At 69.7% G+C, this 25,720-nt stretch carries 25 protein-coding genes and 1 pseudogene; 6 read left to right on the forward strand and 20 right to left on the reverse strand.

Going from position 1 to position 25,720, the window contains the following annotated elements:
* Positions 1 to 370: 370 nt before the first annotated feature.
* From LZG04_RS41080 to LZG04_RS41090, 3 genes are all read right to left on the reverse strand, one after another.
* Positions 371 to 1,123, reverse strand: coding sequence for a hypothetical protein (locus LZG04_RS41080; protein WP_233827378.1), 753 nt, complete (start codon positions 1,121 to 1,123; stop codon positions 371 to 373).
* A 511-nt stretch (positions 1,124 to 1,634) separates the two neighbouring features.
* The gene (locus LZG04_RS41085) at positions 1,635 to 2,198 is read right to left on the reverse strand and encodes a hypothetical protein (RefSeq protein ID WP_233827379.1); all 564 of its coding nucleotides are present in this window, start codon (positions 2,196 to 2,198) and stop codon (positions 1,635 to 1,637) included.
* Between the two features lie 92 nt (positions 2,199 to 2,290).
* Entirely contained in the window at positions 2,291 to 4,903 is a 2,613-nt protein-coding gene (locus LZG04_RS41090; protein WP_233827380.1) for a LuxR family transcriptional regulator, read from the reverse strand.
* 458 nt (positions 4,904 to 5,361) lie between these two features.
* Here LZG04_RS41090 and LZG04_RS41095 point away from each other — a divergent pair, with 458 nt between their 5' ends.
* Together LZG04_RS41095 and LZG04_RS41100 are read left to right on the forward strand one after the other, a co-directional pair.
* Positions 5,362 to 6,069: a polymorphic toxin-type HINT domain-containing protein gene (locus LZG04_RS41095; RefSeq protein ID WP_233827381.1), complete on the forward strand. Its 708-nt coding sequence runs from the start codon at positions 5,362 to 5,364 to the stop codon at positions 6,067 to 6,069.
* Between the two features lie 37 nt (positions 6,070 to 6,106).
* Positions 6,107 to 6,535, forward strand: a complete 429-nt coding sequence (locus LZG04_RS41100) for a hypothetical protein (RefSeq protein WP_233827382.1) — start codon at positions 6,107 to 6,109, stop codon at positions 6,533 to 6,535.
* A 308-nt stretch (positions 6,536 to 6,843) separates the two neighbouring features.
* On the opposite strand, the gene LZG04_RS41105 is transcribed toward LZG04_RS41100, so the two are convergent.
* Together LZG04_RS41105 and LZG04_RS41110 are read right to left on the reverse strand one after the other, a co-directional pair.
* Positions 6,844 to 7,593, reverse strand: coding sequence for an integrase core domain-containing protein (locus LZG04_RS41105; RefSeq protein WP_233827383.1), 750 nt, complete (start codon positions 7,591 to 7,593; stop codon positions 6,844 to 6,846).
* Between the two features lie 419 nt (positions 7,594 to 8,012).
* Entirely contained in the window at positions 8,013 to 8,534 is a 522-nt protein-coding gene (locus LZG04_RS41110; RefSeq protein WP_233827384.1) for a hypothetical protein, read from the reverse strand.
* Between the two features lie 250 nt (positions 8,535 to 8,784).
* Between LZG04_RS41110 and LZG04_RS41115 the strand changes: the two genes are divergently transcribed.
* Positions 8,785 to 9,297, forward strand: a complete 513-nt coding sequence (locus LZG04_RS41115; protein ID WP_233827385.1) for a hypothetical protein — start codon at positions 8,785 to 8,787, stop codon at positions 9,295 to 9,297.
* A 45-nt stretch (positions 9,298 to 9,342) separates the two neighbouring features.
* On the opposite strand, the gene LZG04_RS41120 is transcribed toward LZG04_RS41115, so the two are convergent.
* Positions 9,343 to 9,828: a DUF5980 family protein gene (locus LZG04_RS41120; RefSeq protein WP_233827401.1), complete on the reverse strand. Its 486-nt coding sequence runs from the start codon at positions 9,826 to 9,828 to the stop codon at positions 9,343 to 9,345.
* Between the two features lie 544 nt (positions 9,829 to 10,372).
* Between LZG04_RS41120 and LZG04_RS41125 the strand changes: the two genes are divergently transcribed.
* A complete protein-coding gene (locus tag LZG04_RS41125; protein WP_233827386.1) occupies positions 10,373 to 11,107 on the forward strand; it encodes an SDR family NAD(P)-dependent oxidoreductase in 735 nt (244 codons plus the stop codon).
* Between the two features lie 45 nt (positions 11,108 to 11,152).
* Positions 11,153 to 11,410, forward strand: a complete 258-nt coding sequence (locus tag LZG04_RS41130; RefSeq protein ID WP_233827387.1) for a transposase — start codon at positions 11,153 to 11,155, stop codon at positions 11,408 to 11,410.
* Positions 11,411 to 12,074: 664 nt separating this feature from the next.
* Here the strand turns inward: LZG04_RS41130 and LZG04_RS41135 are convergent.
* The 4 genes from LZG04_RS41135 to LZG04_RS41150 all read right to left on the reverse strand — a co-directional run bounded on the left by LZG04_RS41135 (position 12,075) and on the right by LZG04_RS41150 (position 15,007).
* Positions 12,075 to 12,374 (reverse strand): DUF1416 domain-containing protein, encoded by a 300-nt coding sequence (locus LZG04_RS41135; RefSeq protein ID WP_233827388.1) that lies wholly within the window; start codon positions 12,372 to 12,374, stop codon positions 12,075 to 12,077.
* Between the two features lie 2 nt (positions 12,375 to 12,376).
* On the reverse strand, positions 12,377 to 13,222 hold the full coding sequence (locus tag LZG04_RS41140; RefSeq protein WP_233827389.1) for a sulfurtransferase: 846 nt from the start codon (positions 13,220 to 13,222) through the stop codon (positions 12,377 to 12,379).
* 55 nt (positions 13,223 to 13,277) lie between these two features.
* Entirely contained in the window at positions 13,278 to 14,222 is a 945-nt protein-coding gene (locus LZG04_RS41145; RefSeq protein ID WP_308199698.1) for a LysR family transcriptional regulator, read from the reverse strand.
* A gap of 245 nt (positions 14,223 to 14,467) precedes the next feature.
* Positions 14,468 to 15,007, reverse strand: coding sequence for a carboxymuconolactone decarboxylase family protein (locus tag LZG04_RS41150; protein ID WP_233827390.1), 540 nt, complete (start codon positions 15,005 to 15,007; stop codon positions 14,468 to 14,470).
* A 124-nt stretch (positions 15,008 to 15,131) separates the two neighbouring features.
* Between LZG04_RS41150 and LZG04_RS41155 the strand changes: the two genes are divergently transcribed.
* Positions 15,132 to 15,755 (forward strand): ABATE domain-containing protein, encoded by a 624-nt coding sequence (locus LZG04_RS41155; RefSeq protein ID WP_233827391.1) that lies wholly within the window; start codon positions 15,132 to 15,134, stop codon positions 15,753 to 15,755.
* On the opposite strand, the gene LZG04_RS41160 is transcribed toward LZG04_RS41155, so the two are convergent.
* The 10 genes and pseudogenes from LZG04_RS41160 to LZG04_RS41205 form a co-directional block, all read right to left on the reverse strand.
* On the reverse strand, positions 15,710 to 17,329 hold the full coding sequence (locus LZG04_RS41160) for an AMP-binding protein (protein WP_233827392.1): 1,620 nt from the start codon (positions 17,327 to 17,329) through the stop codon (positions 15,710 to 15,712). The genes LZG04_RS41155 and LZG04_RS41160 overlap by 46 nt on opposite strands.
* A 46-nt stretch (positions 17,330 to 17,375) precedes the next feature.
* A complete protein-coding gene (locus LZG04_RS41165; protein WP_233827393.1) occupies positions 17,376 to 19,286 on the reverse strand; it encodes an FAD/NAD(P)-binding protein in 1,911 nt (636 codons plus the stop codon).
* Positions 19,287 to 19,288: 2 nt separating this feature from the next.
* On the reverse strand, positions 19,289 to 20,557 hold the full coding sequence (locus LZG04_RS41170; RefSeq protein ID WP_233827394.1) for a methylaspartate mutase: 1,269 nt from the start codon (positions 20,555 to 20,557) through the stop codon (positions 19,289 to 19,291).
* Complete coding sequence (locus LZG04_RS41175; protein ID WP_233827395.1) at positions 20,554 to 21,018, reverse strand: cobalamin B12-binding domain-containing protein; 465 nt, start codon at positions 21,016 to 21,018, stop codon at positions 20,554 to 20,556. Before LZG04_RS41175 ends, LZG04_RS41170 begins: the two co-directional genes overlap by 4 nt.
* A complete protein-coding gene (locus LZG04_RS41180) occupies positions 21,015 to 21,338 on the reverse strand; it encodes a cupin domain-containing protein (protein ID WP_233827396.1) in 324 nt (107 codons plus the stop codon). Before LZG04_RS41180 ends, LZG04_RS41175 begins: the two co-directional genes overlap by 4 nt.
* Positions 21,339 to 21,580: 242 nt before the next feature.
* Positions 21,581 to 22,270 carry a sirohydrochlorin chelatase gene (locus LZG04_RS42915; RefSeq protein ID WP_233827397.1) on the reverse strand — a complete coding sequence of 230 codons (690 nt, stop codon included), beginning with the start codon at positions 22,268 to 22,270 and terminating at the stop codon, positions 21,581 to 21,583.
* Positions 22,271 to 23,152 (reverse strand): ABC transporter permease, encoded by an 882-nt coding sequence (locus LZG04_RS41190; protein ID WP_233827398.1) that lies wholly within the window; start codon positions 23,150 to 23,152, stop codon positions 22,271 to 22,273. It abuts the gene before it with no gap.
* Positions 23,139 to 23,900, reverse strand: coding sequence for an ABC transporter ATP-binding protein (locus LZG04_RS41195; protein ID WP_233827399.1), 762 nt, complete (start codon positions 23,898 to 23,900; stop codon positions 23,139 to 23,141). The genes LZG04_RS41190 and LZG04_RS41195 overlap by 14 nt, the downstream gene beginning before the upstream one ends.
* Before the next feature lies 1 nt (position 23,901).
* Positions 23,902 to 24,918 carry an ABC transporter substrate-binding protein gene (locus LZG04_RS41200; protein ID WP_233827400.1) on the reverse strand — a complete coding sequence of 339 codons (1,017 nt, stop codon included), beginning with the start codon at positions 24,916 to 24,918 and terminating at the stop codon, positions 23,902 to 23,904.
* Positions 24,919 to 24,923: 5 nt separating this feature from the next.
* Positions 24,924 to 25,720: pseudogene (locus LZG04_RS41205) on the reverse strand (sulfate adenylyltransferase); the annotation flags it as partial.

The following is a 25,720-nucleotide window of genomic DNA, read 5'->3' on the forward strand; positions in this document are numbered from 1 at the left end:
GGTCACGGGCGACCCGCACGACATCGTCGCGGAACTCCCGGGGGTAGGGCTTGGGCACAGCGACATCCTCCCGGCTCGCCATCACGGCAAGCCAGCTCAGATGTCACCAATCCGTGCAGCACACCCGACTGCCAACCACGATCGCCACCACACCGAGGAAGGCCACGGCCGGCAGCCGCAACACCGGAGATCCGCGCTAACCCGATCGGACACACTTTGGCCACGTTCGGTGTATCGCCGGCGATCGGCCGTCACCGTCGGTCGGAGCCTTGCCGACCTTGTGCTTGCTGAAAATGTCATCCATGCAGGTCAGATGCTTGTCATGCAGTTCGGCCTCTCGGTGTGGATCCTGTGGGGTGCCAGAAGTCGGCTACGCGGCCTGACCTGCGGTTACGCAGCTGTCCGGTTCGTGCTTATCGATCGGGCCGCCGAGGACTGTCGGTGGCACAGGCGTGCGGGCTTGTTGGGTGGTCCATGCCCCGTCGGGGTTGGTGGTGGTGCCGAGGATGTGGACGTAGCGGGTGGCGACTTCCATCACGAAGAAGACGTACACACGTTTGAGGGTGACGGCGCGGTCGACGTGGAAGAAGTCGCATGCCAACATGCTCGCGGCCTGGGCGCGGAGGAATCGTCGCCAGGAGGTGTCGGTGTCGCGCTGGGGCGCGGGCGGTATTCCCAGGCGCTTGAGCACGCGGCGGATGGTCGAGGCAGCTGTCCGATGTCCGGGCTTGAGCAGCTCGCCTTGGATGCGGCGGTAGCCCCAGCCCGCGTTTTCTCGGGCCATTCTCTCGATCAACGCCACCACAGTGTCGTCGATCGGTAGGCGTCCGGTGCGGTTCGGGTAGGTCCACTCCTTCGCTACCAGGCGCCGGTGCCAGCGCAAAACGGCGCCCGGTGTCACCACTCGGTGCTCGCGCAGCGGTCGGGGGAGTCGGCGCACCAACGCGGCGAGCACCGCGCGATCGGCCCAGTCCAGTCGCGGGCGGGGGTTGGTGCGGCGCAGTACGGCGACTTCGTGCCGCAGTACCAGTAACTCCACGTCTTTGGCCGCCGATGACCTGCCGAGCAGAATCAGCCAGCCGATGAACCGGGCGAAGATCAGGTACAGCAGTCGTAACGCCACACCCCGCGATCATGCCCTGGAGGTCCAGCGCGCGTGATCGTCGCAGGTCAGCGCCCAGTGCAGAGTTCTGACACCCCGCAGGCACCGTTGGTTTTTGGAGCAGTGGACTGAGTGGGAACGGTGGGGTAGGCCGGGTTCTCCGGCCCGGGCCGTCTCGGCGTTCCGCAAGCTCACCGAATACCAGGAGCTATTTGTAGTCGGTGATGCGGGTGATCTCGGTCATCGTCACCACCAGCGCGGACACGCGTGGTCCGACTGGCTGGTGATGGATACCCCAGCTGGCGTGATCGACGTCGCAGGAAGTACCACAAAACCTGCATGGATAGGATTATCGGCAGGCACAAGGTTGTCGGCAGGCACAGGATGTCCGCGTCGTGCGGGATCCACCGGACCGTCGATGCCGTGGCCGAGCCGGGCCGGTCCTCTCGGGCACGCCGACGAAAATCGGCTCTGACCTGCGTTGAAGTGCTCGGTGGCGAGTCGACCGGCCACCGAGCACGCGAACCGTCGGTCAGGCCCGGTAGTGGCGTATCCGGTAGTGCCAGTACCCGCCGTTGTCACCGACGTTGTCATCGTTGACGATGAACCCCAGCCGTACCGGGTAGGGGCTGGTCCACTGGTGGCATCCCTTGTAATACACCGTGAGGTCGGGGCTGCCCACCCACCCGCTCGGATTGTTGTTGAACCGGATGATCGAGCTGTACTTGGGATAACCGGGGAAGGGGTATCCGGCACCCGCGAAGTCCCCGGACTTGCCCGCCGGCCCGAAGGACGCGCCCCAGAAGTCGATCCTGACCGACCCGTCCGACGAGATGTCGAAGACGTCACCGGGGTAGAGCACATTCGGCTGGTCGGCGACGTTGGGGTATCCGACGCTCGGGACGTTCCCGGGGTGGTCGATCGTGACGTCAACGTTGGGGGTGAAGCCCTGGAGGCAGCGGTCCATGGCGCTCAGCACGAGCGTGGTGGGTGACGCGCTCGCGGGGGTGACCACGGACGCGATCGCCGTGATCAGCCCGGCCAGGAAGGCGAGGACACGTCGTCCGCGCCTACGACTGCGGTCGTTCTCGTGCATGTTCTCCTCTTTTCGGCATTCGACCCGAGGGGTCCGAGTGGTGCCCGTCGAGTTTCAGCCGCGCGATCCGGGGTGTCATGAGTAGTCGTTACTCAGTCCAGGAAGTCGGGGAGCTGGGTGCGGCTGGTGATGCCGAGCTTCGTGAAGACGTGGTGCAGGTGGTTGTCCACGGTGCGCGGGGAGACGACGAGCAGCTCCGCGATGTCGGGGCCGGCCATGCCGGACGCCGCGAGGTGGGCGACCTGCCGTTCGCGCGGGGTGAGGCCGGGGGAGCGGACGAAGGCCAGCGCGGGAGTCCGCACCCCGTGGCAACGCCGGCTGAGCTGGTGGCTGCGGTTCGCGGCTTGTTGCCCCTCGCGGCTTCGGCCGTGGCGCCGGTGCGCCTGGGCGGCGTGGGCTGCGGCCTCGGCGGCGTGGACCAGCATGCCGAGGCGCTCGAACCCGGTCGAGAGGCGGTCGAGTTCTTGTCCGTCGCACGAGAGGACCGCGTGGGCGTGCCTGGCGCAGAACGCGGTGAGCTCGCCGTCCGTCCCAGGTGCGATGGCGGCCAGCGAGGGCGCGGCCGCCGCAGCCCGCCCGAGTCGGACGACGTCGTGCAGGCTCAGGACCTGGAATCCGCGGAAGCCGTCGTCCCCCGCGCGTTCAGCGGTGCGCAGTGCGACTCGCACGGCCTCGTCCACCCGGCCGCGGGCCGCCAAAATCCAAGGACGTGCGACGTCCACCCAGTACTGGAACGGCCGCACGGCCGATGACCAGCACTCGTCGGCAGCGGCCAAGGCAGCTTCCGCTTCGGCTGCGTTGCCCAGCAACGCCTGGGTGTGCGCGTGTTCCCCGAGACACGCGGACCGGAGCAGGACTCCCTTCTCGGCTGCCGCCGCGCCCGCGCCACTGCGCCGGGACGCCTCGGACAGATGCCCGCGCAGGCGCGCGACGTGGGCGCGCATCAGCTCGGCGGCGGCCGAGGCCATGCTCCACTCACCCGCACCGGGCCGGCGGGCGAGCTCATCGGCTGACGCCTCGGCCTCGTCCAGCCATCCGGCGAACAGGTTGGCGTAGTGCCGCGCGGTGTCCAGGATCAGCTGCACCACCGGGAACTGCCGCGCCCAGTCGTCCCCGTCGCAGCGCGTCCGGTCGACGGCGGCGATCGCTTCGGCGGACCGGCCCGCGTGGGACAGCGCGAGCGCGGCGTCCCCGAGCACCGTGGCCTCGACGTCCGCGCTCATCGGCGGCTCGGTCCGCAACCGGGAGGAGATCCGCAGGGCCGTCGTGCAGTCGCCGCTCCAGAAGTGGTGATTCGCGCGGTAGGAGGTGAACCGCCGCCGCACCGTCGGATCGGTGATCCGCTCGTCCTCCTCACGCAGCACCGCGGCGGCTGCGGAGAGGTCACCCAAGCCAAAGGCCCGGTTCTGCACGCGGGCGTGGACGAAGTCCATGCGTTGCACGTCGGTTATCGGCAGGCCGGCCACACTCGCGAGCACGCTTTCCGCCTCGTCGTAGCACTCGGCCCAGTTGAGGACCGTGGCGAGCAGCAACGCGGCTGGCACACCACCGCCTGCCGCGACTGCGGCCCTGCCGAGCTCCAGCGCCCGCGCGAGGTCGTGCACGGCCCAGGCTAGCCGGCATGCCGCGAGCAGACCGTCCGGCTCCACCGCGGTCCCGCTTTCCAGGCGCCACAACGCGGTGCGCACGACATCGCGGTCGTCCAGCGACCCGTCCGCCTGCACCGCGTCGGCCAACTCTCGCCGCAGCCGACGGCCGCGCAGCGTAGGACAGGTGTCGCGGACGAACTCGCCGTACAGGGGATGCGCCAGGCGGATCTCGTCGGGCGAACCGCCCGGCTGGACCTCGACGAGGCCACGCGCCTCCACCTGCTCCACGGCGTCAGGGCCGCACAACCGCGCCACGACGGCCTGCTTGAGCGGCTCGCCGAAGGCGACCACCTCCAGCACCCGCCGTTCGTCGGGTGCGAGAGCGCCGATCCGTTCGGACACCAGCCGACGCAGGCGGTTGGTCATGCCCGGCTCACCCGACAGTCGCCACGCGCCCCCCGCTGATTCCAGGTCACCGCGCGCCAGCACCGATTCCACCAGCTCGCGCAAGAAGAGCAGATTCCCCCGGCACATCCGCTCCAGTCGCGCTACCGCGGTGCCCTCCACCGGTCCGCCGAGCGCCGACTCCAGGACGGCGCCGACCTCGGACTCGTCGAACGGCCGGATGTCGAGCCAGTCGACCAAGACATCTCTCCACAGCGGGGAAAGCCACTCCGCCGCCTCCCGGTCCTCCCGCACGGTGATCAACACGAACGCGCTCGACGACTGCATCACGTGCAGCACCACGGCCATCGAGCCCGGATCGAGGTGCTGAGCGTCGTCGACCACCAGTACCGACCGTCGGCCGTCGGGGCTCGCGACGAGCCGCTCAGCCGCCCAACGAACGACGTTGTACGGGGCGGGGGACGCGAGCTCGACCGGGAGCAGGTGAGCGAGCGCTCCGAGCGGGACCGCGGCCGACGCCCGGTTGGCCCGTACCCACCGGATCGAGCAGCGGTCCGCCTCCGATCGCCGGGCGATCTCGCGTGCCAAGTGGCTCTTGCCCACCCCGGCGGCCCCGCTGAGAACGACGCCCCGCACGGCTGGGGCGCTCATCGCCGCCGCCACCCGCGCCATCTCCGCCTGTCGCCCGACGAACGGCCACTGCCGTCGCACAGCTTCCACCGTAGGGCAGGGGTCGCGACCTGGAACCGCGAAAGGGCGGGCGGCGAAATCCGTGTCGCACGTGCGGTGGAGATCGCGTTCGGGCCGTTCGACCTGGTTCGGTGGTGATAGCCGGACCGGACGATCCCGGTCACCCGGCACAACCGCTCCGCGCCGTGGCGGCGCCGGTGGCCGGCGACGACGCTGCTCCTCCTCCATCTGCGGATCCTCTTGCGCGACGCGGCGTCCTCATCCTCCGGAGAAGTAGTCGCTGCCACGGTCGAGGCGGTGCTCCGGTGCTCCGGTGCTCCGGTGCTCGGGTGCGCTGTGCGTCGGCGAGCCGGATCCAGCCGCGCACGACCTCCAACTGCAGCGGCAGTTCGTACGTGCAGATGCACTCGTGCGGTTCGTCAACTACCACTGCATCGAAATCGGGTTACCCCGCGTGTCCTCAATGCCGCAACGGCAAGATGACCCGGGAGAAGGCCCAGATCCTCCTCGACGTCCTTGGGCTAAGGCCCTTTCTCGGCGAACCCATTGACCTGATGAACTGCGGCATCCACGCCGCCTACGGCGAGGCAGCGGACGCGGCGATGTCCTGCGGTGCGGCCGTGCCCATCGCCGGCTGGATTGCGACCGGCGATACACGGCAGGGACCGGAGACGATCAGAACGACCGCGTACCACCCGTTCTACGATGTGGGTTCGCATGATTGGGTTCAGGCTGGCAAGTTGCAGCCGGGTACCGAACTGTCCACTCCGGGCGGCGGGCATGCCGAGGTCGTTGCCGGCCGCTACTACGAAGCCGAGCTTCGCACCTACAACCTTTCCGTGGACGTGGTCCCAACCTTCTACGTGCTGGCCGGTGCGGTGCCTGTACTCGTGCACAACACGGGACCCTGTGAGCATATCGCCCTCGGGCTTCAGGATGCACGGGACAACCCGATGGCACTAGACGAGTTCGCAATGGAACGCGGTGCCGCGACCTACCACGACTGGCCAGGCAAGGGGCCGTGGCACGAGAAGTTGCACCAATTCCTGGCACCCGACTCTAGTACTAAGATCTCTTTCAATCTGGACGGCATCGATGACGCGGTGGCATCGGCGCGCAACGGAAAGGCGGTGGATCCCAGCGGGTTCGAGGGATTGACCAACTGGGAGCTCTACCGGATCAGTTAGTCTCCTGCGGCTTGGAGCCGCATCAGGTGGTATAAGGATGGCCGTGTCACTGATAACCCCTTCGGGTGAGCCCGAAGTGCTCTTCACCTCCGAACGTACCTTCAAGGTGTGGCGGTACGGGGTAGGCCACTCCCAACTCTTGATCCGGTCTGCCCCTGAAGACGCGGAGGATGAGTTCATTGATATCCACTTCGACGGAGTGGCCGCCATGAAGCTGGCCGTCAAGTACCAGACGATTGCCATCTGCTCGGCCTCGGCAACCACTGCGAGAGCACTGCATGACTTCGCACGCGTGGAGGAGAAGTGGCGCACGACGTACGTGGCGCTCGAGCTCAGGACGCGAGGAGAGTCCGGTCACGTGCTCTGTCGATCGGTACGTGCTCTCATAGGAGGTACCGAACCGACTGTCGTCAGTGAGGAGCGTCAACGGTTGATCTGGAGATTCCCAGCCGGTGGAGCGGAGTGACTCTCGACAATGTCCGATTCGGCCCGGTGGCTGATCTTCTATGAGCGGCCGCACCTCGGTGCGCCAGGCGGAGATCGTCCTCGCGTGGCGGCGAGCGAGGAGGTTCTGCCGCTGTTACCTGGGGCGGGCCCCAGTGCGCTGGTCCTGACGACCCGGACGCGCATGAACCGGCTGACTGCCACGCAAAGCGCCACGACGATCGTGCTCGATCCGCTGCCCTTCCACGACAGCAGGTCGCTCTTCACCCAGGTCGTCGGTGAGGAAGGGTGTGGGGGTGCCAATAGTCGGACACGCGGCCTGACCTGCGCTTACGCAGCGATGGGTTCGTGCTCGTTGGTCAGGCCGCCGAGGACTGGTCGGCGGCGTGTCGAGGTGTAGCCCGGCTCTGGGATTGGGTGGTCCGGTCGTGGTGGCGAGAGTTGCAGTGCTCGGTGTGGTCGGCGGTGGTTGTAGTGGGCCGCGTAGTGGTCGAGCACTGTTCTCAGGTGGTGTTCGTTGATGATGAGCAGTCGGTCGGTGGCTTCGCGTCGGATGGTGCCGACGAAACGTTCGGCGTAGCAGTTGGCTCGTGGGCACGGTGGTGGGATCCTCACGACCTTGATGCCGGCGGCGGCGAGGACTGCGTCGAACGAGGTGGTGAACTGGCCGGCCCGGTCTCGGATGAGGAATCGGAAGTCGTTTGCTCGGTCACCCAGGTCCATGAGCAGGTTGCGGGCTTGTTGGGTGGTCCATGCCCCGTCGGGGTTGGTTGTGGTACCGAGGATGTGGACGTAGCGGGTGGCGACCTCGATCACGAAGAACACGTGGACCCGCTTGAGTGTCACGGCGCAGTCGACGTGGAAGAGGTCGCAGGCCATCAGGCTCGCGGTTTGCGTGCGGAGGAACTGTCGCCAGGAGGTGTCGGTGTCGCGCCGGGGCGAGGGCGGTATGCGTAGGCGCTTGAGCACGCGGCGAACCGTTGACGCGGCTACCTGGTGGCCGAGCTTGAGCAGCTCACCCTGGATCCGGCGGTAGCCCCAGCCGGCGTTCTCGCGGGCCATACGCTCGATCAACGTCACGATGATGTCGTCGACAGGGGGCGGCCCGTGCGGTGGGGGTAGGTCCACTTCTTCGCGACCAGGCGCCGGTGCCATCGAAGAGGGTGCCCGGCGTCACCACTCGGTGTTCGCGCAGTAGTCCGGGGGGAGTCGGCGCACCAACGCGGCGAGCACCGCGCGATTGGCTCACTCCAGCCGCGGGCGGGGGGTGGTGCGGCGCGGTACGGCGACTTCGTGCCGTAGCACCAGCAGCTCCACGTCCTTGGCGCCGATGACCGGTCGAGTAGAACCAGCCAGCCGACGACCCGGATGAAGACCAGGTACAGCAGTCGTAGCGCCACGCCTCGCGATCATGCTCCTGCAGCCCATGGTGCGCGATCGCCGCAGGTCGGCGCCTCAGTGCAGAATTCTGGCACCCCACAGGCGGCGCGACGGGTGCGTCAGGCGAAGACGTAGGTGCCGATGCCCGCCGCCGTGGTGAGGCCGGGTTCGGTGAGACAGGCCAGCGGGTTGAGGTTGGCCAACTCGACGATGTGCGTGGTGGAGTCACCGGTGAACTTGCCCGCGGTCACCGTCCCGCTCTCCACGATGACCAGCGTGCCCAGGACGTAGTTGGCGGACCGGGTGTAGTCGATCGTACTGGTGTGGCCGGTGTTCCAGGTGATCGTGTAAGAGCCCTTGCCCGACGCCGCGAGATCGCTGCACGAGCGGGTGAGGCTGCGGATGGTCGCCTGGACATGCCCGCCTGTGACGGCCGGATCGGTGAGGGAAGTGCAGGAGAGGACGTTGTGCACGCTCACGTCCACCGGCCGGGGTGTGGTGAGCAGGCCGGGGGAGTAGGTCACCGACTCGTTCTCCGTGCAGGTGAGATCGCCCGGAGTCGCGTGGGCGGAGGATGGCGGGAACAGCAGGGACAACGTGATCAGCGCCAGCAGGGCGAGCAGACCTCGGATGCTTCGCACTGCACCTCCACGGGTGGGCTACCGGACGTGCACGACACTCGGACATGCGAGGAGACCTCGGTCCACGGCGACCGAGTCTCGCGGCCCGCTCCTCGGTCCTCAATCGGCTGAAAGGCTTGCGGTGGAGCGCTGTCCGCGGAGTCCTTCGGTGCGTGCCGCAGAACTGCGGAGTCGATCGGCGCGAGGAAGTTCAGGATTCTGGGGCGGGTTCTGCGCCGTCATGGTGTGCCCGATCCCGGAGGAGGCTCTGATGAGGCTGTCACGACTGGCCGGCGGCGTGGTGGTGGTGCTGGTGGGCGCCTTGTCCGCCGCGCCGGCGCAGGCCGCGACCGTGGAGCAGGTCTGCGCGGGCACCGAGGTCACCACCTTCGACCCGCCGCTGACCTTCACCCCGCGCGAGACCACGATCACCGTCAGCGGCGTCTTCCCCTCGTGCACGAACGCAGGCGCGGTGACCGGGACCTACGCGGAGACGTTCAGCCTGACCGCGTCCTGCCTGACGCTGTTCGACTCCGGAGCGGCACAGCGGACGTTCGCCTGGGGTGGGACGGTGGCCCCCACCGAGTTCCAGTACAACGCCGTCTCCAACGCGGCGGGCGCTGCCGTGGTCACCACGAACACCGGGGTCGTCACGTCCGGCGGGTTCGCCCCGGCCGGGGCGGTGCAGGTGGTCAGCCTGGTGACGCCGAACGCCCTCCAGTGCCTGACCGCGGGAGTGGTGAGCATGGCCGGACCGACCACGCTCACCATCCAGCGCTCCTGACGGAGTTCGGCTCCACGACCTCGTCCGCCAAGACCGGAGCGGCCGCTAGTACCCGCGTCCCTGCATGCAGTCGACCCAGGACGCGGTGGTGACGACGATGTCGGCCGGGTGGGTCTGGGTCACCGTCCCGTCCGACACCCAGATGTGGGCGCGGTACGTGGCCAGCGGCACCGTCGCGGACCCCTGAACGAGGGTGAACCCGTTGATCGTCACCGAGCCGTCTTCGGGGTCGGGGTAGTTGGAGCCCGGCGGGAGGTGGTGCTCCGTGGCGGTCCAGCCGGGTGGCAGGTCGCGCATCCCGAAGTCGAGGTCGGTGGACCAGCTCCCGGTCACCGCGAAGATGAAGTAGGACTGGTGGGTCCTCCCCTCGGGGCCGTACTGGACGCACATGCGGTGCGGGACACCGAAGTCCTTCAACTGCCACGTCGAGGTCTGCGAGGCTGCCTGCGCCGATGCGACGGCCGATGAGCCGACCAGGGACAGCAGGAGCACCGAGGCCAGGGTGAGCACCGATCCGGCGATCCGGGACATCACTCTCACTGGATTCCTCCTGAACTCGTGCGGAGATGCTCCGGTCGAAGCTAGCGACCGGATCTCAGAGTCCACTGAGGTTCGGCGATCGGTGACGAGGCGGAGCTGTGTGCAGGACCCGGGTGAGTGCTGACCTGCGGAACTACTGACCGAGTGCTATCAGGATCACGATGTTGGTGTTCTTCGCCCGGTAAACGGTGGCGGACCAGCTCTCGGTGGTGAACGCGTCGTCGAGGGAGCGACCGGTGAGACAGGGGCCTTCGGGCAGGAGATCCCGGAGCCTTCGACGACTGCGGGTGGGGTGGTGTTCTCCTGCGTTCCCCTGTCGATCTCGGTGAGCGTCGCCTGGGGCAGGGTGACGATGGCGTCGATCCAATAGGTGGACGGGTCGGGGACGCGGTCGTCGCCGAGGCGTTGTGGCCGTCCGGGTTTGTTCGGCGGTGTCAGGGTCGGTCGCCGCGCTGATCTGTCGGCCGAACTTGCGAACCGGTCTCAGTGCGGCATATGTTCTTCGCCTTTTATCGAACTGCGAGGGAGCACACCCGTGGAACTGCGCAACCAGGTCGCGCTCGTCACCGGCGCCACCGCCGGGATCGGTCACGAGACCGCGAAGTTGTTCGCCCGCGAGGGCGCGAGCGTGATCGTCCACGGCCGGGACGCCGCGCGTGGCGCCGATGTCGTCGCCGAGATCGAGGCGGACGGCGGCACCGCGCGGTTCGTCCGAGCCGACCTGTCCACCGCGGAGGGCGTGCGGGAACTCGCCTCGGCGGCGGGCGAGGTGGACGTGCTGGTGAACAACGCGGGGATCTACCCGTTCGCGTCGACCGCCGACCAGACCCGCGAGGGCTTCGAGGAGTTACTCGCGGTCAACGTCCTCGCGCCGTTCCACCTCACCGCGGCGCTGGCGCCCTCCATGGTCGCCAAGGGCGCGGGCGTGATCGTGAACGTCTCGACCGTGGCCGCCGTGACACCGGTCTACAACGCCGCCGCCTATGGCGCGACGAAAGCCGCCCTGGAGTCCCTGACCCGCAACTGGGCCGTCGAGTTCGGCTCGAGCGGCGTGCGGGTCAACTCCGTCGCGCCGGGCGGGGTGACGACCGAGACCGTGATGAACCTGTTCGGGGACGCCGTCCACGACAACGCCGTCACCACCACGGCACTGCGGCGCATGAGCGAGCCGAGGGAGATCGCCGAGGTGATCCTCTTCCTCGCATCGCCGCGGTCCAGCTACGTCACGGGTGCGCTCCTGCTGGCCGACGGCGGGTACACCATCGTCTGAGCTTCCCCGTCCGGATCGTGGGGGGTAGGGGGTTTGGGTGCGGGCGTGGTCAGCGCGGGCAAGACACCACCACGAAGCCCACGAGCCAACGCCCGCGCCGAACGGTTCGCTGGAACCATCAGACACGAAGTCACCGACCGCCTGCTCATCCTCAGCGAACACCATCCGCGGACAGTCCTGCAGCGCTACGTGAACCGCTACAACCACTGCCGACGAACCGCTCGGCGTAGCAGTTGGCTCGTGGCACCGTGGCGCGATCTTCAAGACCTGGTTACCTGCGTCGGCGAGGACCGTGTCGAATGAGGCGGTGAACTGGCCGGCCCGGTCGCGGATGAGTGATCGGGAGTCGTCTGCCCGGTCGCCGAAGCCATGAGCAGGTTGCGGGCTTGTTGGGTGGTCCACAGGCCGTCTGGGTTGGTGGTGGTGCCGAGGATGTGGACGTAGCGGGTGGCGACTTCCATTACGAAGAACACGTGGACCCGCTTGAGTGTCACGGCGCAGTCGACGTGGAAGAAGTCGCAGGCCAGCATGCCTTGCGGCCTGGGCGCGGAGGAATCGTCGCCACGAGGTGTCGCTGTCGCGCTCGGGTGCGGGCGGTACCCGCAGGCGCTTCAGCGCGCGGCGAACCGTCGAAGCGGCTACACGGTGTCCGAGCTTGAGCAGCTCACCCCGGCGGTAGCCCCAGCGGGCGTTCTCCCGCGCCATGTGCTCGATCAACGCCACGACGGTGTCATCGACCGGCGGCCGCCCGATCCGGTTCGGGTAGGTCTACTCCTTCGCGACCAGTCGCCGGTGGGCGATCGCCGCAGGTCAGCGCCTCAGTGCACGGTTCTGGCACCCCACAGGGTACTGCCGGGTTGACGTGCCGGGACCAGCGGAAAGCTCTCGTGATCAAGGGCAGCAGGAGGAGGACGGGGCAGAGGCATGCGATGCGCGGTGGGTTCGCAGGCGGCCGCCCCGTCCTCGGTCAGTTCAGCGCCACTTCGACGGCGTGCACGCCCGGACCGAGCGCGACGACGTCCGCTTGGCCGCTGGCGTTGCGGTAGAGCACCCGCACCGTCCACTTGCCCGGCGCTGCGTAGAAGCGGAAGTCGCCCTCGGTCGAGGACACGACCTCGGCGGTGAACTCACCGGAGGCGTCCAGCAGGCGCACGAACGCGCCGCCGACCGGTGCCCCGTCGGAGCGGACCTTGCCGCTCACCACCACTTCGTTGGATCCGACTTCGACCGCGCCCCCCTGCGGGGGCGCTCCGCAACCACTGCTCATGATCAGCCTTCCTTGCCGGTGCCGAGCTCGACCGGCACGCCGACCAGCGAGCCGTACTCGGTCCAGGAACCGTCGTAGTTCTTCACGTCCTCGTGGCCGAGCAGCTCGTGCAGCGCGAACCACGTGTGCGACGAGCGCTCGCCGATGCGGCAGTAGGCGATCGTCTTGCGGGAGCCGTCGAACCCGGCCTCGCCGTAGATCTCGGCCAGCTCCTCGTTCGACTTGAACGTGCCGTCCTCGTTGGCCGCCTTGCTCCACGGCACGTTGATCGCGCTCGGGATGTGGCCGGCGCGCTGCGCCTGCTCCTGCGGCAGGTGGGCGGGCGCGAGCAGCTTGCCGGAGAACTCGTCCGGCGAGCGCACGTCGACCAGGTTCTTGTTGCCGATCGCGTCCACGACCTCGTCGCGGAAGGCGCGGATCGCCAGGTTCTGCTCCTGGGCCTTGTACTCGGTCGCCGGGCGCTCGACCTGCTCCTTGTCCAGCGGGCGGCCGTCGAGCTCCCACTTCTTGCGGCCGCCGTCGAGCAGCTTCACGGTGTCGTGGCCGTAGAGCTTGAAGTACCAGTACGCGTAGGCGGCGAACCAGTTGTTGTTGCCGCCGTAGAGGATGACCGTGTCGTCGTTGGCGATGCCCTTGGCCGACAGCAGCTTCTCGAAGCCCTCGCGGTCGACGAAGTCGCGGCGCACCGGGTCCTGCAGCTCGTTCTTCCAGTCGATCTTCACCGCGCCCGGGATGTGGCCACCGTCGTAGGCGGTGGTGTCCTCGTCCACCTCCACGAACACCACACCGGGCGTGGTGAGGTTCTCCTCGGACCACGCGGCCGAGACCAGGACGTCTTCACGGCTCATCGAGCTGCTCCATTGTCGTTGTTCGAGTGCTGTCTTGTTCCAGTGCGGAACGACGTCAGCCGGCTGTGGCCAACGCGCAGGTGGGCGCAACCGTCACCAGGTCGGCGATCGGGTCCGCGAGCACTTCCACGGCGTGGCGCACCACGGCCGCGAGCGCGGGGGTGTTCGTCGTCTCGGCACGCCAGATCGCGCGGGCGTGCACGTGCGCACTCGGGAAGTGCGAGACGATGGACAGCTTCCCGCGGTCGATCTTGTCCTTGACCGCGACGTAGGGCACGAACGCGACGTTCGTGTCGTCCCGCAGGCTGTCCACGGCGCTCGCGATGGACCCGACCTCCAGGCTGGGCAGCGGACGGCCGAAGCGACGGCGGAACTCGCGCGCCATGACCTGCTGCGCCACGCACTCGGGGTCGTCCACCAGGACGACGTCATCCACCCGGGCGCCCGCCTTGTTGGTCGAGACGGCGACGAAGTCGACCGCGCACAGGGTCCGCCAGTGCAGCGGGCCGTTGTGCAGCTGCTCGTCCCCGCAGTCCTCGGTCAGCACGAACCCGAGGTCGACCTCACCCGTGCGCACGGTCTTCTCGATGTCCGACGGGCGCAGGGTGCGCGTGCTCAGCCGCAGCTCGGGGTAGACCTGGTGGCACTTGCGCAGCAGCGGGCCGAGGTAGTAGCTGGTGAGGACCGCGGGGCCGCCGATGGCGACCCGACCGCGCACCGGCTCGGACGAGCCGACCGATCGCACCATGTCGTCGATGACCTCGAACAGGCGGGAGGCGTGGCTGATGACCGACTCGCCTTCGGCCGTGAGCCGCACGCCCTGGGAGTGGCGGTGGAACAAGCGAACGCCCAGCCGGCGCTCGAGGGTGCGGATGTGCACCGTGACGCTGGACTGGGCGTAACCAAGACGGTTGGCAGCCTTGGTGAGATTGCCGGTTCTCGCGACTTCCAGGAACGTCCGTAATTGGTGGATCGATAAGTCGTACACGGCAGCGCTCACGAGTGTTCCCCCAGGCGTACTAATGCAATCAAGCAGGCAAAAGTGTTAGCGGAAGCATGGCTGTTGCATCGGACTCGGACAAGTAGCCAAACCGCCGCACTCGGTGCCGCCGAAAGGGGCTTCGGTATGCCGTAGTCGATGCGCCCGAGTCGATGCTCGAAACCGGTGCCCAGGCCGGTGTCCAGCCCTCCCGACGGGATCCGCCGAGCGTGTGCGCACACGCTCGGCAGGACCCCCCGTGCGCCTTAGCTCAGCGGCTGGGCCTCGGGGAAGTCGATCGGGGTCTCCGAAACCTTGTTGACGAAGTTCGTCAGCACGTTCAAGGCGGTGTAGGCGACCAGCTCCAACACCTCGCCGTCGGTGAAGCCCGCCGCGCGGACCTCCGCCAGCTCCTCGTCCGACACCGTGCCCCGGGTCTCCAGCAGCCGTAACGCGAACGCGATCGCGGCGGCCTGCTTGGGGTCGGAGGACGTGCCGCGGCGCGCGGCCTCGATCTCCTCCGCGCTCAGGCCCGCCTTCGCGCCCAGCGTGCTGTGCGCTGACAGGCAGAGGGTGCAGCCGTTCGCCTCGCCGACCGCGAGGGCCACCCGCTCGCCGGTCAGCCGGCCGACCGAGCTGTTCGCCAACGCCCCGTTGAGCCCCAGGTACCCCTTGAGCACCGCGGGGGAGTTGGCCATGACCTGCGTCATGTTGATCACGCGCCCGAGTCGGTCCTTGATCGCGGTGAACATCTCCGCGACGTCGCCCTGGGCCGAGTCGGGTTCGACCAACGGGATGCGAGACATCCTGGCTCCTCATGGTTTGACAGCGTTGTAACTATTAGTACGGGCTCATTGTCGAGCGACTCTCCACGTGACGTCAAGGCCCTGCTAGCGTTGATTGAGGCGGTCGAGGGACGGGAGCCACGCTTTGGACACTCAGCTGGCACTGACCCTGGTGAACACGGTCCGAGTGGTGCGGCGCACCCGCGGTCGCATCCGGGACGTCCTGCGCAGCCCGGACGGCCTGCGCACCTGGCTCGACCAGGTGCACGAGCGGTGGCCGGCATTCCCCACCGACACCGTGCCCGCCGACGCGGCCACCGCAGACCGCCTGGTCGAGGTGCGCCAGGCGTTGCGCGCGTTGTTCGCCCACGCCGTGGCGCCCGCGCCGCCCAGCGCCCCGGACGCGGACGAACTGCCCGACGTGGTCACCGCGTTGGCCACGGTGAACCAGGTGCTGCGCGAGTCCGAGGTGACCCCGCACTTGATCTGGCCTGCGAACCAGGAGCCGGATCTGCACTGGACGGTGCCGGTCGAACTGGACGACCGGTCCCGCGCGATCGCCTCGCTGACTTGGGCCGCGACCCGTTTCCTGGCCAGCCCCGCGCGTGAGCAGTTGCGCGCCTGCCCGGCGCCGTTGTGCGTGCTGTACTTCGTCAAGGAGCACCACCGCCAGCAGTGGTGCTCCGCGTCGTGCGGCAACCGCGCTCGGGTGAGCCGTTACTACTACGGGCGGCGTGAGAGCGACGCGATCGAGGAATCCGCCTCGTAGACCACACCGGCGACGGCGGCGCGCAGTTGCGCGCGCCGCACTTTGCCCGACGCCGTGCGCGGCAGTGCGTCCACGAACTCGATCTTCGCCACGGCCTTCTCCGGCGGCAGCTCCAGTGCCACGTGCTCGAACACGCCTGCCGCCACGTCGGCGTCGGTGGTCGTGGAAGGCTTTCGCACCAGGAACGCCTTGGCGACCCACATGCCGATCGGATGGGGCTCCGGGATCACGGCCGCGTCCACCACGTAGGGGTGCAGGCACAGCACGCGTTCCAGTTCGTGCGGCGAGATCCGGTGGTCGAACGACTTGAACACGTCGTCCACCCGGCCCAGGCAGGTGATCGTCCCGTCCGGGTGGCGCACGCCCAGGTCGCCGGTGCGGTAGTAGCCCTCGCCCGAGGGTATGCCCGCCGGGCGGCGGGCAAGGTCGACGCTGATCTCACCCTCGTCGCCGGGCATCCCGTCCGATCCGAGCAGCACGATGTCGTAGCCGGGCAGCGGGCGGCCGAGTACGCCGGGCCGGGCGCGTTCGCCGGGGGTGGTGCCGATCATGCCGGTGGCCTCGGTCTGCCCGTAGCCGTCGCGCAGCGCGATGCCCCAGCGGTCGCGGATCGCGTGGAACAGGTCCGGGTTCAGCGGCTCGCCCGCCGTGGTGGCCTCGCGCAACCCGGCGGGCCGGTCGCCGAGGCCATGCCGGACCAGGCCGCGCCACACCGTGGGCGGTGCGCATACGGAGGTGGCGTGGTGGCGGCGCAACGCGTCCAGCACCGCGCCGGGCTCCGGTTCCGGCACGGCCAGCAAGGTCGCTTCCGCCGTCCACGGCACGAACAGCGAGCTCCAGGCGTGCTTGGCCCAGCCCGGCGACGCGACGTTCAGGTGCACGTCGCCGGGCCGCAGACCGTTCCAGTACAGGCTGCTGAGGTGGCCGACGGGGTAGCTGGCGTGGGTGTGCCGGATCAGCTTGGGCCGCGAGGTGGTGCCCGAGGTGAAGTAGGTGAACAACGGGTCGTCGCGGTGGGTCGGCCCGTCCGGCGTGAACTCCGCGGGCGCGTCGGCGGAGTCCGAATAGGACACCCAGCCGCCGACCTCGCCCAGCGACACCCGGACACCCGGTACCCGGACGTCGGCGAACCGCTCGACCAGCGCCGCCTCGGCCACCACGTGCCGCACGCCCGCGCGGGTGAACCGGTCGGCGATCTCCGCGGGCGTCGCGGTGGGGTAGGTCGGCGCCAGGATCGCGCCCAGCTTCATCGCGGCCAGCGTCACCTCCCACAACTCCGGGCGCGTCCCGCACATCAGCAGCACCACGTCACCGCGCCGCACGCCCAGGTCGCGCAGCCAGCAGGCGACCCGGCTCGACCGGCGGGACAGCTCCGCGAAGCCGATCGCGGCGACGCCCACCACGTGCAGCGCCTCCCGGTCGTTGTCGCGGGCGATCACGTCGAACCAGTCCAGCGCCCAGTTGAACTCGGGCGAGGAGGGCCAGCGGAACTCCGCCCGTGCCCGGTCCAGGTCCTCGCGGTGGGTCAGCAGCACGTCCCGGGCCGCGCGGAACTCCTCGGTCGCGTCGGTCATCTGAGCTCCTCGTCGTCTGCGCCGGTGTTCTGTCCGAGCAGGTCTTCTACCTGGGTGTGAGCACGGGGGACGGGGTGAGCAGCCGCTCGGCGACCGCGTCGGCGTCGCGGAGGAAGAGGGTGCGCATCCCGGGCCGGCCGCTGCCGACCTGGGTGAACCAGCGGGTGTGCTCGGTGGGCAGTCCGAGCGCGTGCACGCCGGGCACTTCCGCGCCGTGCCGGTCGAGCAGGGCGAACGGCGCCGGCGTGACGTCGACCCCACCGGTCTCGAACACCTCGCCGGTCACCGGGTCGTGTTCGACGAACTGGGTCACCAGGCCGCGCGCGACCAGGTCCTCGTACAGCGGCGAGGTGTCCCGGCGCAGGTCCGGCTGGGGGATCCGGGCGTCGACCAGCGCGGTCAGCTCGGTGCGCGAGCCGGTGACGTCGGCCGAGGACATCACGAACGCGCCGCGTGCCGGATCGCACTCGTAGCGGACGTGCGGTCCGACCACGGTCACCACGCCCACCTCGATCAACGCGAGCAGCTGCTCGACCCGCTCCACCGGCGGGCCCGCGGACAACAGCGCGTTCATCGGCACGTACCGGCCGAGGAAGTCGTCCCGGTGGGACCGGACGGTGAGCCCGCCGAAGTCCACCGCGACGCGGATCGTGTTGCGGATGTCGCGAAGCACGTCCAGCGCGGCCTTGACCGGACCGTCCACGTTGCCGCGCTTGGCCTCGTCGATGTCCCTGGCCATGAGGTCGAGCAACTTCGCGCGGAACGCCGCGGGGTGCGCGAACCGCGTTCCGGCGAACGGCCGCGCCAGTCGTTCCAGGTCCAGTCCCGCGTCCGGGGCCAAGCCGTGTTCGGCCATCAGCGCGGCCTTCGGGCCGCCGTCGCGCAGGATGCGGGCGTGCCGCTCGGCGAACCGCTCGGCGACCGCCTCGCCGTGCCGGCACCGCACCAGCGTGGTGAGGTGGACGTGGTCCACCTCGGCCTGGATCAGCGGCATGATCTCGGCGGCGAAGTCCAGCCCGGCGGCACCGGCCCGTGCCTTCGCCGCACGCACCGCGTCGACGGTGAACACGACCGGCGGGTGCACGTGATCGGGCCGCTTCTGGTTCGTGCCGCGCGCCAGGATGGGCATCCCGCTGCGCGACCCGGCGAAGATCCTGGGCTCGCGACCGCTCGCCGTGTACCGCATCGCGCCCGCGATGTCGCGCCGGAACACCCCGCCGCGCCCCACCGTCAACGACAGCAGGATGTCGTAGAAGCCCAAGCCCATGCCGATCACGCCGACGGACGTGCCGGGCTCGACGGCGTCGAGCGGGAGGTCGGCGGCGGAATCACCGCTGAGGTAGGTCAACCCCGGTCGGGTGGCGGTGAAATCGGCGAACGCCTGCTCCGCCGCGCCCGGCCGGGACACCGGGTGGCCGGTGGCGAGCACCACCCGGTCGACCACCAGCGGTTCGGACCGGTCCGACAACGCCAACTCGTACCCGCCGTCGGCCAGCGGCGCCATCGAGGTGACCCGAGCGGTCACCGGTCGCACCACCATGCCCTCGGGCAGGTGGTCGACCACGCTGCGGTAGACGTGCCGCAGGTAGTGCCCGTAGGTCACGCGCGGCGCGTAACCGTCCGGGCCGATGGTCGACAGCGCCGGGTCCGGCGAGCGGGCCAGCCACTGCGCCAAGCTCGGTCCCGCCCCCGCCCGGTCCGGGCCGCCGTCGGGCTCGCCGGAGTACATGGTGACCTGGCCCGCGACCGTGTTCATGGTGAACCACGGCTGCTGGTCGGTGCGCCAGATCCGGCCGCAGCCGACCTGGACGGCGTCGATCGCGAACACCACCGGCCCCGGCCCGGGACGGTCGTCGGCGCGCAGGGCGAGGCGTTCGAGCACGGAGATGCCGCGGGGACCCATGCCGATGATGGCGATCCTGGGCCCGTAGGACACCGGGTCGTCGGCTGAGGACACGATCACTCCCGTCGGTCGGTGAGGTGCAGGCGGGCGGGGATGTCGTCGAGCACGTTGTCGTATCGGCGCTCGACGTGCGTGAGCATGGTCAGCAACGAACGCGCGCTGAGCGCCTCGGGCGGCAGGGTGCGCACCAGGCCGGAGATCGGCATCGAGCCGACCGACACCCAGCGCAGCCGGCCCCGCTCGTCCAGCGCGGCACGCGTCTCGCCCGCGTTGTCCGGGTGCAGGCAGTACGGCACGTCGAGCCAGCCGTGCTGGAACGCCAGTTCCAGCGCCCGCCCGAGGTCGGCGTGCAGCTCGAGCACGGCCTCCACGAGCGCTCGTGCCTCCACGAGCACCCCGGTGTGCGAGGGTGGCAGGTCGTCGATCGGTCGACCGGTGGCGTCGAGGGCGCGGCGCACCGCGGCGACGTTCTCCGCTGTCGTGGGGATGCGGTGCGCCTCGACCTCCGTCTTGACGATCAGCCGTTCCGCGCCCGACCGGACCGCCAGCTCGACACTGTCGCGCAGCAACGTGGTCGCGCCCGTCGTGCTGCGCGGGTACACGCCCATGTAGGTGTAGAGCACCACGTGCCATCGCACGTCCGGCAGCAGCTCGCCCGCCAGGGTGCGCAGCGCGGCGATGGCCTCCAGGTCCTGTGCGGCTTCGGTCTGCTGGGCGTAGCTCAGTGACACGCTGCGCAGGCCGTGCGCGCGGAAGAACAACGCCTCCAGCACGGACAACGCCACCAGCAGGCCAGGTGGGCACAGCTGGCCGAGCATGCAGCCGCCGAAGGTCTCAAGGTGCGCGTGCGGGCCGTGTTCGCCCATCAGCTCGCAGGTGCGCCGCCACTCCCGCACCGAGTCGCGCAGCGGGGTCCGGCTGTAGGGCAGGCAGTATGACACCGGCCCGCCCTCGGTGGCGTCGAGACCGGCGTCGAGCAGGGTGCGAACGATGTCGTACGGCGCGGGGCTGCCGTGTCGCACCTGGACCGGGAAGTCCTGCGCCACGACGCCTTCGAGCATCTTCCGGGTGACGTCGGGGCCGTGCGCGACGAGCGGGAACCCGTTGAGGGGAGCCCCGTCGCGCAGTGCCCTGCGCGCGGCGTCGTGCGCACCCACCCTGGTGTAGCTGTCCAGGGTGATCGTCCCGGCGGTGCGACCGCGCACGCCCCGCACCGCGAGCAGTCCGGCCCGCATCTGCGCGGGGTCGGCGAAGCCCATGCGGGGCTGCACCACGAGTTCGCCCTGGGCCGCCGCGTCGGCGACGAACGCGGAGAACGACGTCATGGCGGGGTCCTGCCGCTGGGCAGGGCCGGTCGGCGCAGCCCTTCGAGGTAGCCGACCAGCCGCTGCGGATCGCTGTCCTCGACCACCAGGTCGAAGCCGGCGGCGAGCAGCTCGCGCCGCGAGTCCGGCCCGCCGCTCACCCCGACGCCGAGCTTGCCGCCGATCACCAGCGGAACTTCGGCGGTGTCCGGGTCGGCGCGCAGCCGGCGGGCCAGCCTCACGCCGTCGAGGTGACCGTGACCGTTCACGGTGCTGATCACGACGAGGTCCGGGCGGCTGTCGCGGCAGTGCTCCAAGAGCAGTTCCTCGGGCACGCAAGCGCCGAGGTTGCTGACCTGGCACCCGTGTTCCTCCAGCAGCAGCTGGAGGAACACGAGGTTCCAGGTGTGCGCGTCGGAGAACACACTCGACAGCACGACCCGGACCGGTCGGGCGGCGAGCGCGGTCGGGGCCTTGATCACCGGGCCTGGGCGGGTCGGGTCCGGATGGCCAGCACGGTGCACCCGGCGGCGCTGGACATCTGGTGCCGGCTGCCGGGGCCTTCGACGACCAGGGCGCCCTTCTTGAACGAGTGGCCATCGCTGTGGTCCAACGAGCCGTCGAGGACCAGCATCAGCTCCCAGCCCAGGTGCTCGTGGAAGTCGCCGTGCGCGCCGGGCGGGAAGCGCAGCAACAGCCCCACGGACTCGTCACCGGTCTCCGGGTTCGGCGCCCACAGCACGTGGTGCTCGACGCCCTCGCGGCCCGGCTCGACCCACTTGGTCCACTCGATGTCCGTCAAGTCGAAACCGTTCCGAATTACGTCCTCGATAACCTTCATGTCCGGCATCGGTACTCTCCCGGATAAAAGTATACGCTGTTGCGTAAGTGCGTCAGGTTGTGCCAACCGTTGCGCTGCAACGGTTTTGGCTGTGTCACGCTATCCGGGAAGAGGTAGGTCCGCGCTGTCGTCCTGACGATGTGCGACCATCGGAAAAAGTGATGTGCCATACCGTGCGGGAGAGCGCGAGAGCATCCGAATTCTCATCGGTGCGAGGTCAGGTACAGGGCGTGTACTGCGGCGACCACGGCCGGGTGCGCGCCCAGCGGCGGGGCCACCACGGCGTGCCGCTCGGCCAGCCGCGCCTCGGCGATCACCCGGTCGGGCAGCCGACCGGGCGCCAGGAACCACGAGGCCACCGCGATGCGGCGCGCGCCCAGGGCACGCAGCTCGGCCATCGCGCCGGTGACGTCGGGCGCACAGGTGGCGAACGCGGGCCGCACACCGGCCCAACCGTGCTCGCGTTCCCACCGCTCGGCGAGTTCCGCGACGACGGCGTTGGCCGACGCGTGTGACGAGCCCGCACCCGCGAGCACGACGCCCAGCCGTTCGTCACCGGGCCGCACGCCGACCTCGGCGAGTCGGGCCAGCGCGGCGTCGGCGACCCGCGGGTCGCTCCCGATCACGTCGGTGACCCGGACCACCAGACCCGGTGACCGCGCGGTCGCCGCGTCGACCATCTCCGGGATGTCGACCAGGGCGTGGTAGGCGCTGCCCAGCAGCAACGGCACCACCACCGCCTCACCCGGCCCCACGTCCGCGAGGACGTCGGCGAGCAGCGGTTGGGACAGGTCGAGGAACGCGGGCCGGGCACCGGGCAGTGCGGCGACCAGATCGCCGACGACCGCCGCGGAACGCGGATCACGGCTACCGTGCGCGACGGCGATGAGCACCTACAACCCTCCACCGAGGCCGCGGGCCCGCAGCACCGACCGCTCCAGCGGGCGGAACAGCGCCAGCTCGATGCCGACACCGACGAAGAAGATCAGCAGGATCGCCGCCATGACCAGCGACATGTCCGACAACGACATGCCGTTGTGCAGCACCTGACCCAGACCCACGCCCAACTGCGGCGAGGTGGCGATCAACTCGGCGGCCATCAGGGAACGCCACGAGAACGCCCAGCCCTGCTTGAGCCCGGCCAGGAAACCGGGCAGCGCGGCGGGCAGCAGCACGTGCCGGACCGCGGTGAGCCTGGTCGCGCCGATGACCAGCCCGACCCGGTGGAAGATGGGCGGGATCTGGTCCACACCCGACACCAGCCCGTTCGCGATGGACGGCACCGCGCCCAGCAGCACCACGAAGTAGATCGCGTAGTCGGTCAGGCCGAACCACAGCACGCCCGCGGGCACCCACGCCACCGACGGCAGGCTCTGCAGCCCGGAGATCAGCGGTCCGATGGCCCGTCGGACCGGCGGCACGTTGGCGATCAGCAAGCCGAGCGGCACCGCGACGACGACCGACACCGCGAACCCGATCACCGCGCGGTGCACCGACACCCACAGGAACCCGACGATCTGCCCGCTGCGGACCTGCTGCACGATCTGGTCCAACACCGCGGCGGGCGCCGGGAGCTGGTACTCCGGCCAGAACGCCGCCGCCCACAGCGCCTGCCACAGGCAGCCGATGACGACCAGCGCGATCACCGGCGGCAGCACGCGGCCCACGAACCGCGCCCGCTTGTCCGGCGGCGCGGCCTGCGGCGAGGTCAGCGCGTCCAGCCCCGCCTCGACCGCCTCGTCGTCCTCCCGCTCGACGGCACTATGCGACGACATGGCTGCTGATCACCTCGCGGAGCCTGGTGTTGATGTCGTCAACGATGTCGGCGTCACCCGCCACGGACCACTCCTGCATGACCCGGCCGGGCCGCGACGACAGCAGCACCACGCGCTGACCCAGCCGGACGGCCTCGCGCACGTCGTGCGTGACGAACACGACCGCGGTGCCGGTCTCCCGCCACACCCGGAGCAACTCCGCCTGGAGCACGTCACGGGTGATGGCGTCCAGCGCGGAGAACGGCTCGTCCATCAACAGCAGCGCGTTGTCGTTGCTCGTGCACGCCAACGCGCGCGCCAGCGCGACCCGTTGGCGCATCCCGCCGGACAGCTCGTGCGGCCGTTTGCGGCCCATCCCGACCAACCGGACCAAGCCGAGCAACTGCTCGGCGCGGTCCCGGCGGGCCCGCCGGTCCAACCCGGCCAGGCGCAACGGCAGCTCGACGTTCTGCGCGGCGGTCAGCCACGGCAGCAACGCGGCCTCCTGGAACATCACCGCGGGTCGACCGGTGGTCAGCTCCACCTCGCCCGCGGTGGGCCGTTCCAGGCCGCCGATCAGGTTGAGCAAGGTGCTCTTGCCGCAGCCGGAGGCGCCGAGCAGGCAGACGAACTCGCGCGGTCGCACGGTGAGGTCGACGCGGTCCACGGCCGTGACAGCGGACTCGCCGTGGCCGAAGGTCTTGCTGACCGATGTCAGCCGGACCGCGTAGTCCGTCGCGGTGGACAGCGGTTCGAGAGTGCTGGTCATCTCAAGGGATCCTCTGTGGGCTGGTGGGGAGGCCGAGTTCGGACAGCACCGCGTGCAACGGGCCCGGCTCGACGAACCCGGCCAGATCGATCGGTGCCTTGAGCACGCCGGCGGCGACGGCGTCGCGCGCCAACTGCTCGAACGCCGCCGCGTTGGGGTCGGTGGTGAGCCGGATGTTGGCGAAGGCCCGCTCGGTCGTGGCGGTGGGCAGGGCGCGACCCGTCGCCTTCAGCAGGTGGGCGTTCGTGTCCTGCTTGGCCCGCGCCGGGTCCTGGGCGGCGAACTGCTCGGCACGCACCAGCCCGCGCAGCACCGCCCGCACGGTCTCCGGGTGCGACTGGAGGAACGGCGTGCGCACCACGACCACGGTGGACGGGAACTCGCCGCCGGGCCACTGGGACCGCTCGTCCACGAGCACGTGACCGCCCGCTTCCAGCACCAGGCGCGACGACCACGGTTCGGGCAGCCAGGCGCCGTCGATCTGACCGTTGGTGAACGCGTCGAGTGCCCGCGCGCTCTCCACGTTGGTCACCTCCACCGCGTCGGTTAAGTGGGTGGCCGCGAGCCACTTCTTCAACGCGATGTCCTGCGTGTTGCCCAACGCGGGGGTGGCTATCGTGCGCCCGATGAGCTGCTGAGGCCGGTCGATCCCAGGTTTGACCACGAGTTGCGCGCCGCCCGACGTGGCGCCGGCGACGAGCTTGACGGCCTCGCCGTCGGACTTGGCGTAGGCGTTGATCGCCGGGCCAGGCCCGATGAACGCGATGTCGAGCGACTCGCCGAGCAGCGCGTTCACCGCCGCACCGCCGTCGTTGAAGGTGACCGGGACCAGCTCGGTCGCGCCCAACTCGGCGGTGAACAGCCCGCGCTCCACACCCACCAGCGCCCCGGCGTGGGTGATGTTGGGGAAGTAGCCGAGACGGACCTCCCCGGCCGGGCCCTGTTCGGCCGGGGAGGTCCGTTCTCCACGATCGGCGCGAGTGCAGCCGACCAGGACGAGGAGGAGCACGAGCAGCACTCGGGTCACGGCACGCCCGCCAGGGTGGCGTCCCGGGTGATGGTGCTCAGGGGGTCGCCGATGAGACCGGCGGCCAGCGTGCTGCCGTCGGCGGCGTCGATGACCAGGAAGCTGCCCATTCGCCGGCTGCGCGTGTAGTCGTCCAAGGGGACGGCGTCAGTGGTGCGTACGCTGACCTGGCCGATCTCGTTGAGCGTCAGCGAGCCCGGGTCATCCACCGTGACCAGTTCCTGCTCGTCGAAGCGGGTGCGCAGTTCGGTGACGATCGCCTGGACGGTGCGTGTGCCGTGCTTGACCAGCACCCGGTCGCCGGGTGTGAGTGCCTTTTCCGACAGCCAGCACACCGTGGCGTCGAACTCGTCGGTGACCGTCGGCTGGTCGCCCGCGGCGGCGATCAGGTCGCCGCGGGAGATGTCGAGGTCGTGCGCCAGCAGCAGGGTCACCGACTGGCCTGCTGCGGCTTGGGGCAGTGGGCCGTCGGCGGTGTCGATGCCGGTGACCGTGGAGCGCAGTCCGGCGGGCAGTACGGTGATCTCGTCGCCGATCCGTACGGTGCCGGCGGCGACCTGGCCCGCGTAGCCGCGGTAGTCCGGGTGCTCGGCGGTGCGCGGGCGGATGACGTACTGGACCGGGAAGCGGAAGGGTGCGTCGTGGGCGTCCGGTTCGACCGGCACGGATTCCAGGTGTTCCAGCAGTGTGGGGCCGGAGTACCAGGGGGTGCGTGTGGAGCGCTGGACCACGTTGTCGCCGGCCAGCGCGGACACCGGGATTTCCACGACGGTGTCCTCGGCGTACCCGAGGG

Origin of the sequence: Saccharothrix sp. S26 (assembly GCF_021390395.1) — a bacterium.
In the GTDB taxonomy this organism is placed as follows: Bacteria; Actinomycetota; Actinomycetes; order Mycobacteriales; family Pseudonocardiaceae; genus Actinosynnema.